Below are 15248 nucleotides of genomic sequence, written 5' to 3' on the forward strand. Positions count from 1 at the left end.
GCGCTGGTCAGAGGTGTTCTTCGCCACACCGATGAGCTGAGTGCCAGTGGTGGATGGCGAGTTGGTGTGAGTGCACAGTGAGTGTTGGTTCTCGTGCGACGCTCCTAGCGAAATGCGCGTTACCAGGGCTTTGGGCGTGGCAGCATGGCCGCGGTTGCTGTATGTGAACCTTTATTCGAAATAAGTACGTGTTACCCCTTGTCATTACCGACAAGTAGGTATGTACACTTTGGGCGTTCGACCAGTCCGAGAGGTAGATCACGTCTGATGAAGCACGCGTTGCGGGCCACAGTCGCGGCAGTTGCCGCCGCGATGCTCGTCCCCTTCCTCACCAGCGGCGCTTCCGCCGCTCCCGCGCCGACCGGTCCCGATGGCGGAGCCGCCGGCGCGGCCTGGCAAGCGACCCAGGACGCTCCGCAGCAGTATCCGAACATCAATATCCAGTGGGACGTCCCCATCACGATGAGCGACGGAACTGTCTTGAAGGGCAACGTCTATCGCCCCGCGGACGCCTCGGGCAGGCCGATCGACGCGCCGACGCCAACGGTCGTCAACCTCACGCCGTACACCAAGCTGGTGTCGAACCTGGCCGACCACGCGCAGGCCATTCCCGGCCTGTCCGACGCGCTGTTCGGCCTGCTCCGCGAGATCGACATGAGCGGAACCCCGCTGTCCGGCATCACCGACCTGACCAAGGGTTTCGCGGGTGGCGAGCTGCGTAACTTCACCGTCGACCGCCAGCTCATCAAGAGCGGCTACTCGCAGGTGGTCGTCGACGTGCGCGGCACCGGCTTCTCCCAGGGCACCTGGGACATGCTGCGCGAGCGCGAGCAGCAGGACACCGTCGAGGTGATCGACTGGGCCGCCGCCCAACCGTGGTCCAATGGCCGCATCGGCATGAACGGCATCTCGTACTCCGGCATCAACCAGGTGCAGGCCGCCGAGAAGCATCCGGCCGCGCTGCAGGCGATCTTCCCCGTGGTGCCGGGCAGCGACCTGATGAACGACGTGCTCGCCCCCGGCGGCGGCTTCGGCTTCAACTTCATCCCGCTCTGGCTGACCGCCATCAACGGGCTCAAGCTGGTGCCCGACCTGGCGTCGGTGCTCAACGGGCAGTTCGACACCAAGTGGCTGGCCGACCGCGTGCGAGATCCGTTGACGTTCATGGACGTTCTGCTCAACGTCTACACCACCGCCCACATCGATGACCTCGATCCGCGCGCCAAGGAACTGCTGACCGGCAGCTCCAAGCCGCGCGCGGACTGGCTTGGCGACCCTTCCAAGATCGACGTGCCGACCTTCGTCACCGGCGGCTGGCACGACCTGTTCACCTACTCGGAATCGAAGATCTACAACGAGATTCCGCTGCCGAGCGGGCAGAAGCAGCTGCTGATGGGCAACACCTACCACGTCAATTCCGGCAACGAGTACGCCAAGCCCGGCCTGCCGCCGCGGCTGGATGTGCTGCAGCGCGCGTGGTTCGACAAGTGGCTCAAGGGCATCGACAACGGCATCGACCAGTACGGCCCGATCACGTTGCGGCAGCAGGGCGGTGGCTGGATCACCACCGACTCGTTCGCCGAGCCGACCGAGAACTCCGGCGCGCAGGAGCCGACGCATCGGCGAATGTACTTGTCCGCCAACCGCAGTGGCACCGCGAACAGCGTGTACGACGGATCGCTCACCGCGGCCGCCAACGACGACACCGCGCGGTTGACCGTCGCGCCCGGCCTGACCAGCCTGTGCTCCAACGACGCGGCACAGGGCAGCGCGGGCATCCTGTCGATCATCGACGGCTGTGCGAAGGATTCCAGGATCGAGGAGTCGAACGGGTTGACCTTCACCAGTAACCCGGTCGCCGAGCCGACCACCGTCTCCGGTCGGATCGCGGTGCGGCTCAACACCGTTCAGGATGCCGCGGACGGCTACTGGGTGGCCACCGTCAACGATGTCGCGCCGGACGGGCAGTCGACGGTGCTGTCCTCCGGGCAGCTGATGGCGTCGCTGCGCGAGATCGATGAGGCCAACAGCAGCAAGTCCGCCAACGGCGACTACACCGACCCGCGGGCGTTCACCTCGCTGGACCACCGGCAGCCGACGGTCCCCGGCGAGGCGACAACCCTGGATATCGCGCTGCCCGCCACCGAGGCCATCCTGCAGCCCGGCCACCGCCTGCGCGTCGATGTCTACGCGGGCAACTTCCCGAAGGGCCTGCCGATCCTGCCGATGCTGCTCGATACCGGATTGAAGCCACAGCACATTCAGCTGGATCCGAACCGGCCGAGCTTCGTGAATGTGCCGGTGCGGGGTAATCCCGGTTGGTGATTTCGGTGTGAAACCCGAAAGGGCGCCTTCGTTTCGATAGATTCGAGCGGAGGCGCCCTTTCGCATTTCGGGCGTTGTGTCAGTTTCGCGGGTGAATACTTGTGAACCTGCACGACTTTTCGCTGTTCTCGGGCGATTCGAGTACAGCAAATGCTTCCCTCCTTACGGTTAGAGAACATCTGTTACCGAAGAGAGTGGATCCAATGAGGTATGCGCTCCGAACCGCGGCATTGCTCGTCGCGGCGGTTGCCGTTTCCCCTTTCCTTTCACCCTCGGCCGCCGCGACCCCGGTCGGCCCGGACGGCGGCGCGAGCGGTGCTGCGTGGGCCGCCACCGAGGACGGCCCGCAGCAGTATCCGAACGTCTTCATCGAATGGGACGTGCCGATCACCATGAGCGACGGCACCGTGCTCAAGGGGAACGTCTACCACCCGGCCGATGCTGCGGGACAACCGATTTCGACGCCGACGCCGACCATCGTCAATATGACGCCCTACACCAAACTCGGCTCGATGATCGCGGACAGCATGATCTCGATCCCGTGGCTGTCGGACGCGGTGATGCAGGTGGCGCGCGATGTCGACCTGTCTGGCACGCCGTTCTCCGGCATCACCGACCTGACCAAGGCGCTCGGCGGTGGGCTGCTGCGCAACTTCACGGTGGACCGTCAGCTGATCAAGAGCGGGTACACCCAGGTCGTCGTCGATGTTCGGGGAACCGGTTTCTCCCAGGGTGATTGGGACTTGCTGCGCGAACGGGAACAGCAGGACACCGTCGAGGTGATCGACTGGGCCGCGCATCAGTCGTGGTCGACCGGGAATATCGGGATGAACGGCGTCTCCTATTCGGGACTGAATCAGCTACAGGTCGCCGCGAAGAATCCGTCGGCGCTGAAGGCGATCTTCCCCGTGGTGCCGAGCCGTAATCCGTTCCGGGACTTGGTCGCACCGGGCGGCGCCATCGGCGTCACCTTCATGCCCGCCTGGTTGCTCGCGGTCAACGGCGCCAAGCTGGTGCCGGATCTCGCGTCGCTGGCCGCCGGTCGATTCGACATGCAGTGGCTCAAGGATCGGCTCGCCGATCCGTTCACCTTTGTCGATGCCCTGCTGAACGTGCTCGTCACTCCGCAGATCGACCAGCTCGATCCCAAGGTGCAATCGCTACTCCAGGCGAACAGCCCGTTCCGGCAGTCATGGGAGAACGACCCGAGCCGAATCACCGTGCCCACCTTCGTCACCGGCGGCTGGCACGACGTGTTCGTCAACTCGCAGGCCGACGTGTATCGCCAGATTCCGTTGCCGCCCGGGCGGAAACAGCTTTTCGTCGGCGACGGCTACCACATCAGCAATGGCAATGAATCCGGCCGACCCGGCCTGCCGCCGCGGATGGATGTGCTGCAGCGCGCCTGGTTCGACAAGTGGCTCAAGGGAATCGACAACGGCATCGATCAGTACGGCCCGGTGACGGTGCGCCAGCAGGGCGGCGGCTGGATCACCACACCCTCCTTCCCGCAGCCAGGCATCGACTACCGGCGGATGTACTTTTCCGCGGCGCCGAGCGGTACCGCGATCAGCGTGCACGACGGTTCGCTGTTCAGCGCGCCGAGTCCGACCGTCGATCAGCTCACCGTCGCACCCGGCCTGACCGGGGTGTGCTCGCGGGACATGGCACAGGAATCGGCGGGCGCGACCTCGATCATCGACGGCTGCAGCAAGGATTCGCGGATCCAGGAACTCGGCGGGCTGACCTTCACCAGCGCACCCGTCCCCGAGCCGACCACCATCTCCGGCCCGATCGCGGTTCGGCTCAACACAGTTCACGACGCGACCGACGGCTACTGGACCGTCACGGTGAATGATGTTGCCCCGGATGGGCAGTCGTCGGTGCTGTCCTCCGGCCAGCTGGTCTCCTCGCTGCGCGCCATCGACGAGGCACGAAGCACCCGCCTGCCGAACGGCGACTACACCGAGCCGGTGCCCGACCTGTCGCTGGACAGCAGGCAGCCCACCGTGCCGGGACAGCCGACGGCACTGGACATTTCGGTGCCAGGCATCGAAGCGGTGCTGCAACCGGGGCACCGGCTGCGTGTCGATGTGTACGCGGGCAACTTCCCGAGGGGCCTGCCGCCGATGCCGCTACTCGTCGACAGCGGCCTGCGTCCCCAGCACCTGTTGCTTGACCCGAACCAGCCAAGTTTCGTGAATCTCCCGCTACGAGGTAACCCGGGCTGGTAAACCGTAACCCGGTCTGAGCGTGCACTTATCGCGCATCAAAGCTCGAACTCGCGGGGTATGAGCGAATAGTGCATGCTCAGGCCGGGTGCTCCGGCAGCCGATCGGCCGCCTCTGACCAATCCCGTTGTGCGATAGCCGATCCGGTGCCGGCGCGGCTCTGGTATCCGGTCGCCGTCCGGCGCTCCGGCGCCGATTCGCCGGTGCACCCCGACGCGCAATGCCACCGGAAACTCCTGGCTACCGGTTGTCGTCCACCTGCCGCGCGAAGCCCCGGCGACCCGCGTGCCGCGATCGCCTGCGTCGGTCAGAAGCCTCCGACGCAGGCGTTGCGCCGGATCGAACGGATGACGCGGATCGAACGGCGGCTAGCTGGCCCCGGCCGCCGAAGCGGACCGAAATCTTGCCCCGACCAGCACACACAACGAAGTGGCTTAGACATACCCAACGGCACGTAAACGTACGGCTAACAGCGTCAGAAGCGGCTATGACCTGCGTGAAACATCGTGTACCCGGAGTCGGATACGTCCTACGCGACCGTACGATTCATGTGTGAGTGTTCCGCAAGCCGTCCTACTGGCAGTCCTTGCGGCTGTCGTAGGTCTGGCAGTCGGCGGGCTACTTATCCCCTATATGAACGCCAGGCAGCAGGCCCGCAGGCAGGCGGATTCCGGCCTGACGATGTCGCAGGTGCTCGACCTGATCGTGCTCGCCTCCGAGAGCGGCATCGCGGTGGTCGACGAATACCGCGACGTGGTGCTGGTCAACCCGCGCGCCGAGGAACTCGGCCTGGTCCGCAACCGGCTGCTCGATGAGCGCGCCTGGGTCGCGGTGGAGAAGGTGTTGGCCACCGGCGAGTCGGCCGAGTTCGACCTGACTGCCAAGAACCCGGTGCCCGGCCGCGGCCGTATCGCCGTGCGCGGGGTAGCCCGCCAGCTATCGCGCGAGGACACCAACTTCACCGTGCTCTTCGCCGACGACGATTCCGAGCAGGCGCGCATGGAGGCCACCCGGCGCGACTTCGTCGCCAACGTCAGCCACGAGCTCAAAACTCCGGTCGGCGCGATGAGCCTGCTGGCCGAGGCGATGCTCGAATCCGCGGAGGATCCCGAGGCGGTCCGGCATTTCGGGCAGCGCGTATTGGGCGAATCCCGGCGGCTCGGCAAAATGGTGACCGAACTCATTGCGCTGTCGCGGCTGCAGGGCGCGGAGAAGCTGCCCGAGCTCGAGGTGGTCGACGTCGACACCGTCGTCATGCAGGCGGTGGACCGTTCGCGCACCGCCGCCGAGGCCGCCGGAATCACCGTCAGTACCGACCGGCCCAGCGGCCTCGAAGTGCTCGGCGACGAAACCTTGCTGGTCACAGCCCTGTCAAATCTGGTGGAGAACGCGATAGCGTACTCACCGGCCGGCTCCCATGTGTCGGTCAGCCGGTCATTACGTGGCGACCATGTCGCGATGGCCGTGACCGACCGAGGCATCGGCATCGCCAAGGAAGACCAAGAGCGGGTGTTCGAACGTTTCTTCCGGTCAGATAAGGCCCGCTCGCGCGCCACCGGCGGTACCGGGCTCGGCCTGGCTATCGTCAAGCACGTGGCTGCCAACCACAACGGTGAGATCACGCTGTGGAGCAAGCTGGGCACCGGTTCGACGTTCACCCTGCGAATACCTGCCCACCACGAGGCCGACGGAGAAGAGGATTCCGCCGGCCCGACGGTGAGCATGAGAGAAACAAGCCCGCGCCCCTCGGGGCCGGGCCGACCCAATGGTGTGGAGGCACGCAGATGACGAGTGTGTTGATCGTCGAGGATGAGGAGTCGCTGGCCGATCCGCTCGCGTTCCTGCTGCGCAAGGAGGGTTTCGAAGTCACCGTTGTCGGTGACGGGCCATCCGCGCTCGCCGAGTTCGATCGGTCAGGTGCGGACATCGTGCTGCTCGATCTCATGCTGCCAGGCATGAGCGGCACGGATGTGTGCAAGCAGTTGCGCACCCGCAGCGGCGTACCGGTGATCATGGTGACGGCAAGGGACAGCGAGATCGACAAGGTGGTCGGGCTCGAGCTCGGCGCCGACGACTACGTGACGAAGCCATACTCGGCGCGCGAGCTGATCGCGCGCATTCGGGCCGTGCTGCGCCGCGGCGCGGGCGACGAGTTGGACGGCACCAATGAGAGTGGCGTGCTGGAAGCGGGCCCCGTCCGGATGGACGTGGACCGCCACACCGTTTTGGTGAACGGCAAGCCGGTGACGTTGCCGCTCAAGGAATTCGACCTGCTCGAATACCTGCTGCGCAACTCCGGGCGGGTACTCACCCGCGGGCAGCTGATCGATCGCGTCTGGGGCGCCGACTACGTCGGTGACACCAAAACCCTTGACGTGCACGTGAAGCGGCTGCGGTCCAAGATCGAGGCGGACCCGGCCAAGCCGGAACATCTCGTCACGGTCCGCGGGCTCGGCTACAAACTAGAGGCGTGAGCTAGCGCTTTCAAAACTGCCGACCTGGTCGGCGGTCGAGTGCTGTCTGCGTCCGAATTCCGTTGTCGGGGAATAACAACGGCCGAGGGCGCTGCGATGCCCTCGGCCGTGGTTGGTGGAGCTACCTGTCAGGGCAGGTAGGTCCACGTCGGGCCGACGCCAGGAACGTCCATCTTGCGCAACGTGATCCAGCCGAGGTCGTCTTCCTGCATGCAGTCGTAGACGTCCGCCGCGCTGGTGCCTCGGCACGCGATGGTGCGCGAGGTGCCGTACGGGCTCATGATCAGGTTCTTGCCCGCCGCGACGGCGCCGAGCGCGTCAGGAGTGTTGGCGGGCAGGAAGTCCGCGGTGAAGTCGGCGTACTTGGCGGGATCACCGTTGGGTTCGGCGTTGGCGACGGCGGGGAGACAGAGTGCGGCACCGAGAGCGACGGCTGCCAGGGTCAGAACTTTCTTGGACATGACCGCACATCAAACCGCAAACGGGTGAAGATCGCATGCCTTCGAGGTGAACGGGGTGCAAGCTCGCATTCCGAGGGCCTCACGCGCTTGCGCTGTCCGCGCTGTCGCGCATCCGGTCCGCGTGCACCGTCGCCGGGTGAATCGCGATGAGCCCGAGCCCTTGTCGGCGCTTGCAGTGCCTGGCCAGTTCCTCGTAGGCGGGAGCGCCGAGCAGTTCCTTCAGTTCCGGACCGTAGGACTGCCACACCGGACGCGTGCCGACATGGGCGTCCGGCGAGCCGGAGCAGTACCAGTCGAGGTCCTCGCCGCCGGGACCCCAACCGCGGCGGTCGTATTCGGTGACCGTGGTGCGCAGGATCGGCACGCCATCGGGCCGGTCCACCCACTCCTGGGTGCGCCGGATCGGCAACTGCCAGCACACATCCGGCTTCACCTCGAGCGGCTCGATGCCCTTGCGCAACGCCATCGAGTGCAGCGAGCAGCCGACGCCGCCTTCGAAGCCGGGTCGGTTGAGGAAGATGCAGGCGCCGTCGAAGCGGCGGGTGCGCAGCGCTTGCTCGTCCTCGAGCTCGTCGAGCTCGAGATAGCCCTTCTTGGTGACCTTGCCCGCCGCGTCTTTCGCCTCACCCATGAGTTGCCAGTCCTCGGGTGTGAGCATTTTCACAGCGTTCTGCAGCCGCTTGCGATCGTCCTTGTCGGAGAGGAACGCGCCGTGCGAGCAACAGCCGTCATCGGGGCGTTCGGCGATGATGCCCTGGCACGCCGGGGTGCCGAAGACGCACGTCCAGCTCGACAGTAGCCAGGTCAGATCGGCGACGATTAGATGCTCGTCGTTTGCTGGATCGACGAACTCGATCCATTCGCGGGGAAAATCCATATCGACCTCGGGACTCGGATCGATCTTCCCCGCTGGTCGGGGCCGGGTCTGGCCGCTGCTCGATGCGCCTACCGTCACACCTCGGAACGCTAACAGTTCAGTCGCTTAACCTATTGGACGGGATCACCCAGTACCGTGTTCATGTGCGGCTTGGGGTACTCGATGTCGGAAGCAATACCGTCCACCTGCTGGTGGTGGACGCGCATCGGGGTGGTCACCCCATGCCGATGAGCTCGACCAAGGCCACTTTACGGCTGTCGGAAAACATCGATGACGAGGGCAGGATCACCGAGTCGGGCGCGCAGCGCCTGATCGCCACCGTCGCCGAATTCGCCAGCATCGCCGAGACTTCCAAGTGCGTCGAGCTGATGCCGTTCGCCACCTCTGCGCTGCGCGAGGCGACCAATTCCGAGGACGTGCTCGGGCGTGTTCGCGCGCAGACCGGCGTCGACCTGCAGGTGCTGTCCGGTGTCGACGAGGCGAGGCTGACCTTCCTCGCGGTGCGCCGCTGGTTCGGCTGGAGCGCCGGCCGCATCCTCAACCTCGACATCGGCGGCGGCTCGCTGGAAATGACCAACGGCGGCGACGAGGAACCCGATGTCGCGCTGTCGCTACAGCTCGGTGCAGGCCGGTTGACACGCGAGTGGCTGCGTGAGGATCCGCCGGGCAAGCGCCGCGTCAACGTGCTGCGCGACTGGCTCGACGCGGAGCTGACGCTGCCCGCGAAACAGCTGCTGGAGGCGGGTAAACCGGATCTTGCCGTCGCCACGTCGAAGACCTTCCGCTCGCTGGCCAGGCTGACCGGAGCGGCACCCTCGGCGGCGGGCCCCCGGGTGCGTCGTACACTCACCAGCTCAGGTCTGCGCCAACTGATTGCGTTCATCTCGCGGATGACGGCGGCAGACCGTGCAGAATTGGAAGGCGTAAGTTCCGATCGGTCACAGCAATTGGTGGCTGGCGCATTGGTCGCGGAGGCGAGTATGCGGGCACTATCGCTGGAATCCCTGGAGATTTGTCCGTGGGCGCTGCGGGAAGGCTTGATCCTGCGCAAACTGGATACCGACATGAATGGCGGACCCCGAGCGACATCATTACCGGGCCCGGCGGCCAAGACCGGCCGCCAGGCGCCGAGTGATGCTGCCGCGCTACCGGGGCCGATGGGAACGGTGTCGTCATGAGTGAGCGAATCGTGTCACCAGCGTGCCTTGCGCGGGACGAACCGAGGTGCAGTGATGAGTGATGATTCCAAACAGTTGTCCGTAGCCGAGCTGCTGGCCCGTAACGGGCAGCAGGGCGGGTCGTCCGCGGGTGGTGGCAGACGCCGCCGCGGCGGTCGCGGCATCTCGGTGGCCGAGCTCACCGGCGACATGCCCGCCATAGGCAGCGGTCAGTCCTCGCATGCCGCACCCGATGCGGTGCCCGACGAGCCGGTCTACGAGACACCGGCCTACGAACCACCGGCTTACGAACCGCCCGCACCGGAACCTGTCGCATACACGCCACCCGCGCCGGACCCCGCGTCGTATTCACCGATGTCCGGCCCGATCTCGATGTACGACCCGCTCGCCGCGTACGCCCAGCCCGAGGCCGACCCGATGCCGGGCCGATCGAACCGGGTGATGCCGGGCCGGGAGATGCCGGGCTCGCGGCCAACCCCCGCCGCCGACCTGTATGCCCCCTCGCCCAACCCGTACGCGCCGTCGCCCAATCCCTACGCGCCGTCGCCGAATCCGTACGCCAGCGACCCGGTACCCGACGAGGCCCCGCCGCGTTCCGGACGGCGACGCAGGCACGACGAGCACGACGACGCCACCACCGAGGTGCGGCCGCCGCTGCGCGAGATGCCGGAGCCCGGCGGACGCAACGGGTCGAATGGCCGGGGCGAGCGCAACGGCGGCACCGGCGGCCGGGCCGCCCGACGTCGCGCGGCCGAAGCGGAGGCCGACGAGATCGCACCCTCGACCGCGGCATGGTCGCCGTCCCCCGCGGACTACGACGATCCAGCACCGCTACCGGAGTCGACAGCCGCGGCGCCGTGGTCGCCGACGCCGGAGCCGCCGACGAGAGCCCCGCAGCGTAATGGCGCCCCCGAGGGCGGCCTGCCCGCCTGGTCGGCCCGAAGACGCAAACCCGATGCGCCACAACGCAACGACCCACCGCCCGAACCCGAGGGCATCTCGACCGCCGCGTGGTCGCTGGCCAGCCAGGACCAGCAACTCGTCTCCGGCCAGACGGTGGCGGGCGATCTGCTCCGAGACGGCGTCGAGCGGGCTGAACGCGCGGACGCCGAACGCGCGGACCGCGCCGGACGTGGCAAGCGTGGTCGTTCGAAACGCGACTCGGGCCGCGGCGCGGTCGACGAGCTCGAAATGTATGACGGCAAGACCGATTTCTTCGAGCCGGTCGACCTGGACGCCGAGCACGACGACTTCGATGACCTCGACGAGGACGAGCAGTCCGATCGCGCGGTATCGCCGCGTCGCTCCGCGCGCGCGGCCAAGAAGGCCGAGGAGGACGCCAACCGCCGCCAGTGGATGATCCTCGGTGGTCAGAGCACCGGCGCCGCCATCGCGGGCATGTTGCTGTTCAAGGGTTTCGAGCGAATGTGGGAGATGCTCCCCTGGGTGGCGCTGGCCCTGGCGATGATCGTGATTCTCGGCTTGGTGGCGCTTGTCCGGATTCTGCGTCGGACCGACGACGTGCTCAGCACGGTGATCGCGGTGGTCGTCGGCGTCTTCGTGACGCTGGGGCCGCTAGCCTTTCTTCTCAGTACGAACTGAGGCAGGGAGCGGCAGTGAGGAAAATCGGGCAGGCGGACGAGGCCGAGGGTGCGTCGGATCGGCGCCAGATCCTCGTCGGACTCTCCACGGCGTCGGTGTATCCGCAGAACACCGAGGCCGCCTTCCGGTACGCGGCCGAACTCGGTTACGACGGCATCGAATTGATGGTCTGGGCCGAACCGGCCAGTCAGAGCATCGCCGCCGTGCAGTCCTACGTCCGCAAGTACGACGTGCCGGTGATCGCGATCCACGCGCCGTGTCTGCTGATCTCGCAACGGGTCTGGGGATCGGATCCGGTCGCCAAACTCGAGCGCAGCGTGCGCACCGCCGAGGCGCTCGGCGCCCGCACCGTCGTCGTGCATCCCCCGTTCCGCTGGCAGCGCCGGTACGCGGAGAACTTCGCGGCCCAGGTCGCCGAGCTCGAGGAACACAGCCCGGTCATCGTCGCGGTGGAAAACATGTTCCCGATGCGCGCCGACACCCTGTTCGGGCGCGGTGCCCGCTCGGTGAAGCGGCTCGAGCGTCGCGGCGGGCCCGGTATCGGGGTCACCGCGTTCAGCCCGTCCTACGACCCGACCGACACCGGTTTCGAGCACTACACCCTCGACCTGTCGCACACCGCGACCGCGGGTGCCGACCCGTTGGCGCTGGCCGCGCGCATGGGCAAGGGCCTTGCCCATCTGCACCTGGCCGACGGCCGCGGCGCAGCGCACGACGAGCACCTCGTGCCCGGCGAAGGCACCCAGCCGTGCGTCGAGGTGTGTGACACCTTGGTCCGCAACGGCTTTGCCGGTCAGGCCGTCGCCGAGATCAACACCCAGAACGCCCGCACCACCCAGGACCGCGCGGCCATGCTGCACCGCACCCTCGCCTTCGCCCGGCTGCACCTCAACGGCCAGACCGCGCCGGCGCCTACTTCGGTCAATCACGCCTGACGCGAATTTCCCGTCTCGCAAGCACATTGGTGACCCGAGACACGAAAAGCCGCGCACCGTAATTATTTCGCAAATGCACAACCGGTCGTCGACGTAATATCGACGACTTTGTCGCGCACTTCCATCACCGCGAATTATGTGACGCTTATCGCGTCCCCGCGACGGGAATGGGCCTGCGGAACCACTTCGTTCTACGCTGTACGAACGCCGCGTACCAGTAACCCTGATCGCCGACGCGCGGCCGGTGGACGACAGGAGTGACGATGACGACGGAGCTGGAGCTAGCCGAGGTCACCGCGACCGATGCCCCCTTCACCCGCCTGCTCGACTTGACCGAGCTGCCGGCCACGACCCCCGGCACCGGTCGCTACCTCGGCACCATCGGCAAAACCTGGACGATCGGCAAGAAGGTGCACGGCGGCACCATGGTCGCGACCAGCGCCGCGGCGGGCCTGAAGTGGCTGCGCGCGGCCGATCCGGCACTGGCCGACATGGCGCCGATCGCCGCCAGCTCCGACTTCCTCGGCGCGCCCGACCCAGGCGAGGTCGAATACGAGGTGCACATCCGCAAGATCGGCCGCCAGATCTGCCTAGCCGACGCGAACCTGATTCAGCACGGCCGCACCCTGGTGCGCACCGCACTGACCTTCGGCCACCTCGACGACGCCGAGCCCCGGTTCGCGCGCGAGCACGGCGACATGCCCGTCGAACCACCCGCCGACGCGATCGGCTACGAGCCGGACTCCCCGATGGGCCGGGTCGTGCACGTCGGCCAGGCCACCGAGCTCTACCTCGATCGGGAGTGGGCCCGCTTCATCGACGGCGAAACCGCCGAGCCGCGCCTTCGACTGTGGATGCGCCCGCGCGCCGCCGATCAGCAGCACCCGGAGATCGCCATGTTCTTCGCGATGATGAGCGCCGACATGAGCCCGCCGGTCCCGTACAACCTCGGCCACTTCGGCTGGGCCCCCACCGTCCAAATGGCCACCTACCTGCGCCGTAAACCCGCCCCAGGCTGGCTGCGCATCATCGCGACCACCCACGAGGTCGGCGGCCGCATGTTCGACGAGGACCAACTCGTCCTCGACTCCACCGGTGCCGTCGTCGCGCAGAGCCGCCAGCTGGCGCTGATTCCGGTTCGCTGAGGCATTCGCACAGCCCGACCGACTGGCGGCGCTGGCTCGGTTTCATGGAACGTAACATCTGATTTGGCCAGTACATGGGTAACTCACCGGGTACCCCCGGAGCTTGGCCAAGTACCTGACCGCCGGCCCGCGATGTAACTAGAGCGGTACCTAACGACCGGCAAGAGGCGCGGAGAGGCGGATATGCGGATTGCGGTTATTGGTGGCGGACGCATTGGGGAGGCGTTGATTGTCGGTTTGCTCGATTCGGGGCGGCTGGCAAAGGACCTGGTTGTCGTCGAGACGTTTCCGGAGCGGGGCGCGCAGATCGCCGAGCGTTTCGGGGTGCGGGTGACCGATTCGGTGGCCGATGCCGCGGTCGGGGCCGATCTGTTGGTCGTCGCGGTCAAGCCCGCTGACGTGGACGCGGTGATGACCGCACTCGGCAAGGCCGCGCTCGCCGACAACGCGAGCGTCGGCAACGACCGCGACCAGATCCTGGTCTCGCTGGCCGCCGGTGTGCCGACCGCGCGTTTGGAGGCCAAGTTGCCCGCCGGTTTCCCGGTGGTCCGGGTGATGCCGAACACCCCGATGCTGGTCGGCCAGGGCATGAGCGTTATCGCGCCGGGCCGGCACGCGCGGCCGCCACAGCTCGAGCTGGTGACCGAGGTGCTCGGCGCGGTCGGCAAGGTGGTGACCGTCGCGGAGGCGCAGATGGACGCGGTGACCGCCGTATCGGGCTCAGGGCCCGCCTACTTCTTCCTGGTCGTCGAGGCCATGGTTGACGCCGGCGTCGGCCTCGGCCTGACCCGCGAGGTCGCCACCCAGCTCGTGGTGCAGACCATGGTCGGCTCGGCGGCACTGCTCAACGAGTCCGACCAGAGTGCCGTGGAGTTGCGCGCGGCGGTCACCTCGCCCGCGGGCACCACGGCCGCCGCGATGCGCGAACTCGAGCGTGGCGGCGTCCGTTCGGCCTTCCTCGAGGCCCTGTACGCCGCGAAGCAGCGCTCCGCCGAACAAGGCGGCACGAGCGAGGGCCCCGGCGTCGGCAGCGTGATGTGACCACCGCGGCCGCGAAGATCGGTCGATCGGGGGCGCCGATGCGCCTGCCGGACATCACTCGTTCGGAAGCACGCAACCGGTCGGTTCCCAATGGGAAAAGCTGATTTCTCACTCCCGTCGCAGTAACACCACTGGTCCCGCTAAGCTTCAAGCAGCACGTGCGTGTCTGTTCCGCCGGTGGGGAAGCCGGCGGCGCGGACGTGCCGGAGGTCAATGGTGCAATGATGTCTAACAAGATGTCTGCAAGTAGCTCAGGAAGTTCGAGTGGCTCAGGTCCCTCAGGCGCCCGGGCTGGTTCCCGGACGCAAGGTGGTTCCGGGTCGCAGGGTCAACCCATGCTCGGCGGCACTCAGTTCCTCACGGTCGCCGAGGTGGCGAGCCTGATGCGAGTGTCCAAGATGACGGTGTACCGGCTAGTGCATTCCGGTGAGTTGCCCGCGGTGCGGGTGGGTCGTTCGTTCCGGGTGCACGCCAAGGCGGTGCACGACTATCTGGAGACGTCCTACTTCGACGCCGGATGAACGCCTGATCCAGCCGAGGCCCACGGGCCGCGGGACGCCGACGGACCTGGTCCGGCGGCGTTGGATCAGGCGGTTTCGAAGCTAGCCGGACGTGCCGGTACGATGGACCCTCGGTTCGTGTTCGCCCGCCGGTGGCATCGCTTTGTGGTGCCCGGTGGTACCCGGCGGCGCGGACAGTGGACGTGAGGCTTGCCGAACGACCGGTCAGTTGGCGTACGTGTGTAGCGTGCGCGCCGAGTAGAGAGAACGCGAGGAACAACCCTATGGGTTCTGTGATCAAGAAGCGCCGCAAGCGCATGTCGAAGAAGAAGCACCGCAAGCTGCTTCGCCGCACACGCGTGCAGCGGCGCAAACTCGGCAAGTAAGCGCTGCGCGTTAGCTCGAAGGCCCGTCACTGTCAGGTGGCGGGCCTTTTTGTTTGAAATACCGAATTTTGAAACCACGGCGTGTTTCGGGTG

13 protein-coding genes are annotated in these 15248 nt (G+C 66.7%); 11 read left to right on the forward strand and 2 right to left on the reverse strand.

The window, feature by feature from the left end; all coding sequences use genetic code 11:
- Positions 1-267: 267 nt before the first annotated feature.
- The 4 genes from OG203_RS28885 (at position 268) to OG203_RS28900 (ending at position 7030) form a co-directional block, all read left to right on the forward strand.
- Complete coding sequence (locus OG203_RS28885) at positions 268-2325, forward strand: CocE/NonD family hydrolase (RefSeq protein ID WP_405160408.1); 2058 nt, start codon at positions 268-270, stop codon at positions 2323-2325.
- A gap of 203 nt (positions 2326-2528) precedes the next feature.
- Complete coding sequence (locus tag OG203_RS28890; RefSeq protein ID WP_405160409.1) at positions 2529-4559, forward strand: CocE/NonD family hydrolase; 2031 nt, start codon at positions 2529-2531, stop codon at positions 4557-4559.
- Between the two features lie 549 nt (positions 4560-5108).
- The gene (locus OG203_RS28895) at positions 5109-6344 is read left to right on the forward strand and encodes a sensor histidine kinase (RefSeq protein ID WP_397140703.1); all 1236 of its coding nucleotides are present in this window, start codon (positions 5109-5111) and stop codon (positions 6342-6344) included.
- Entirely contained in the window at positions 6341-7030 is a 690-nt protein-coding gene (locus OG203_RS28900; RefSeq protein WP_069160635.1) for a response regulator transcription factor, read from the forward strand. The genes OG203_RS28895 and OG203_RS28900 overlap by 4 nt, the downstream gene beginning before the upstream one ends.
- 128 nt (positions 7031-7158) lie before the next feature.
- Here OG203_RS28900 and OG203_RS28905 read toward each other — a convergent pair whose 3' ends face one another.
- Positions 7159-7491 carry a hypothetical protein gene (locus OG203_RS28905; protein ID WP_405160410.1) on the reverse strand — a complete coding sequence of 111 codons (333 nt, stop codon included), beginning with the start codon at positions 7489-7491 and terminating at the stop codon, positions 7159-7161.
- A 79-nt stretch (positions 7492-7570) separates the two neighbouring features.
- Positions 7571-8368, reverse strand: a complete 798-nt coding sequence (locus OG203_RS28910) for a hypothetical protein (RefSeq protein ID WP_405168037.1) — start codon at positions 8366-8368, stop codon at positions 7571-7573.
- Between the two features lie 143 nt (positions 8369-8511).
- Between OG203_RS28910 and OG203_RS28915 the strand changes: the two genes are divergently transcribed.
- The 7 genes from OG203_RS28915 (at position 8512) to OG203_RS28945 (ending at position 15155) form a co-directional block, all read left to right on the forward strand.
- Complete coding sequence (locus tag OG203_RS28915; protein ID WP_405160411.1) at positions 8512-9546, forward strand: hypothetical protein; 1035 nt, start codon at positions 8512-8514, stop codon at positions 9544-9546.
- Between the two features lie 54 nt (positions 9547-9600).
- Positions 9601-11148, forward strand: a complete 1548-nt coding sequence (locus OG203_RS28920; RefSeq protein WP_405160412.1) for a hypothetical protein — start codon at positions 9601-9603, stop codon at positions 11146-11148.
- A 14-nt stretch (positions 11149-11162) separates the two neighbouring features.
- The gene (locus OG203_RS28925) at positions 11163-12083 is read left to right on the forward strand and encodes a sugar phosphate isomerase/epimerase family protein (protein ID WP_405160413.1); all 921 of its coding nucleotides are present in this window, start codon (positions 11163-11165) and stop codon (positions 12081-12083) included.
- Between the two features lie 263 nt (positions 12084-12346).
- Entirely contained in the window at positions 12347-13228 is an 882-nt protein-coding gene (locus OG203_RS28930) for a thioesterase family protein (RefSeq protein WP_405160414.1), read from the forward strand.
- 183 nt (positions 13229-13411) lie between these two features.
- Positions 13412-14269: a pyrroline-5-carboxylate reductase gene (proC, locus tag OG203_RS28935; protein WP_405160415.1), complete on the forward strand. Its 858-nt coding sequence runs from the start codon at positions 13412-13414 to the stop codon at positions 14267-14269.
- Between the two features lie 236 nt (positions 14270-14505).
- Positions 14506-14790 (forward strand): helix-turn-helix domain-containing protein, encoded by a 285-nt coding sequence (locus OG203_RS28940; RefSeq protein WP_370465384.1) that lies wholly within the window; start codon positions 14506-14508, stop codon positions 14788-14790.
- Between the two features lie 263 nt (positions 14791-15053).
- On the forward strand, positions 15054-15155 hold the full coding sequence (locus tag OG203_RS28945; RefSeq protein WP_003402602.1) for a 30S ribosomal protein bS22: 102 nt from the start codon (positions 15054-15056) through the stop codon (positions 15153-15155).
- Positions 15156-15248 lie beyond the last annotated feature (93 nt).

The sequence above is a fragment of the Nocardia sp. NBC_01499 genome (assembly GCF_045040275.1).
Lineage (GTDB): Bacteria > Actinomycetota > Actinomycetes > Mycobacteriales > Mycobacteriaceae > Nocardia.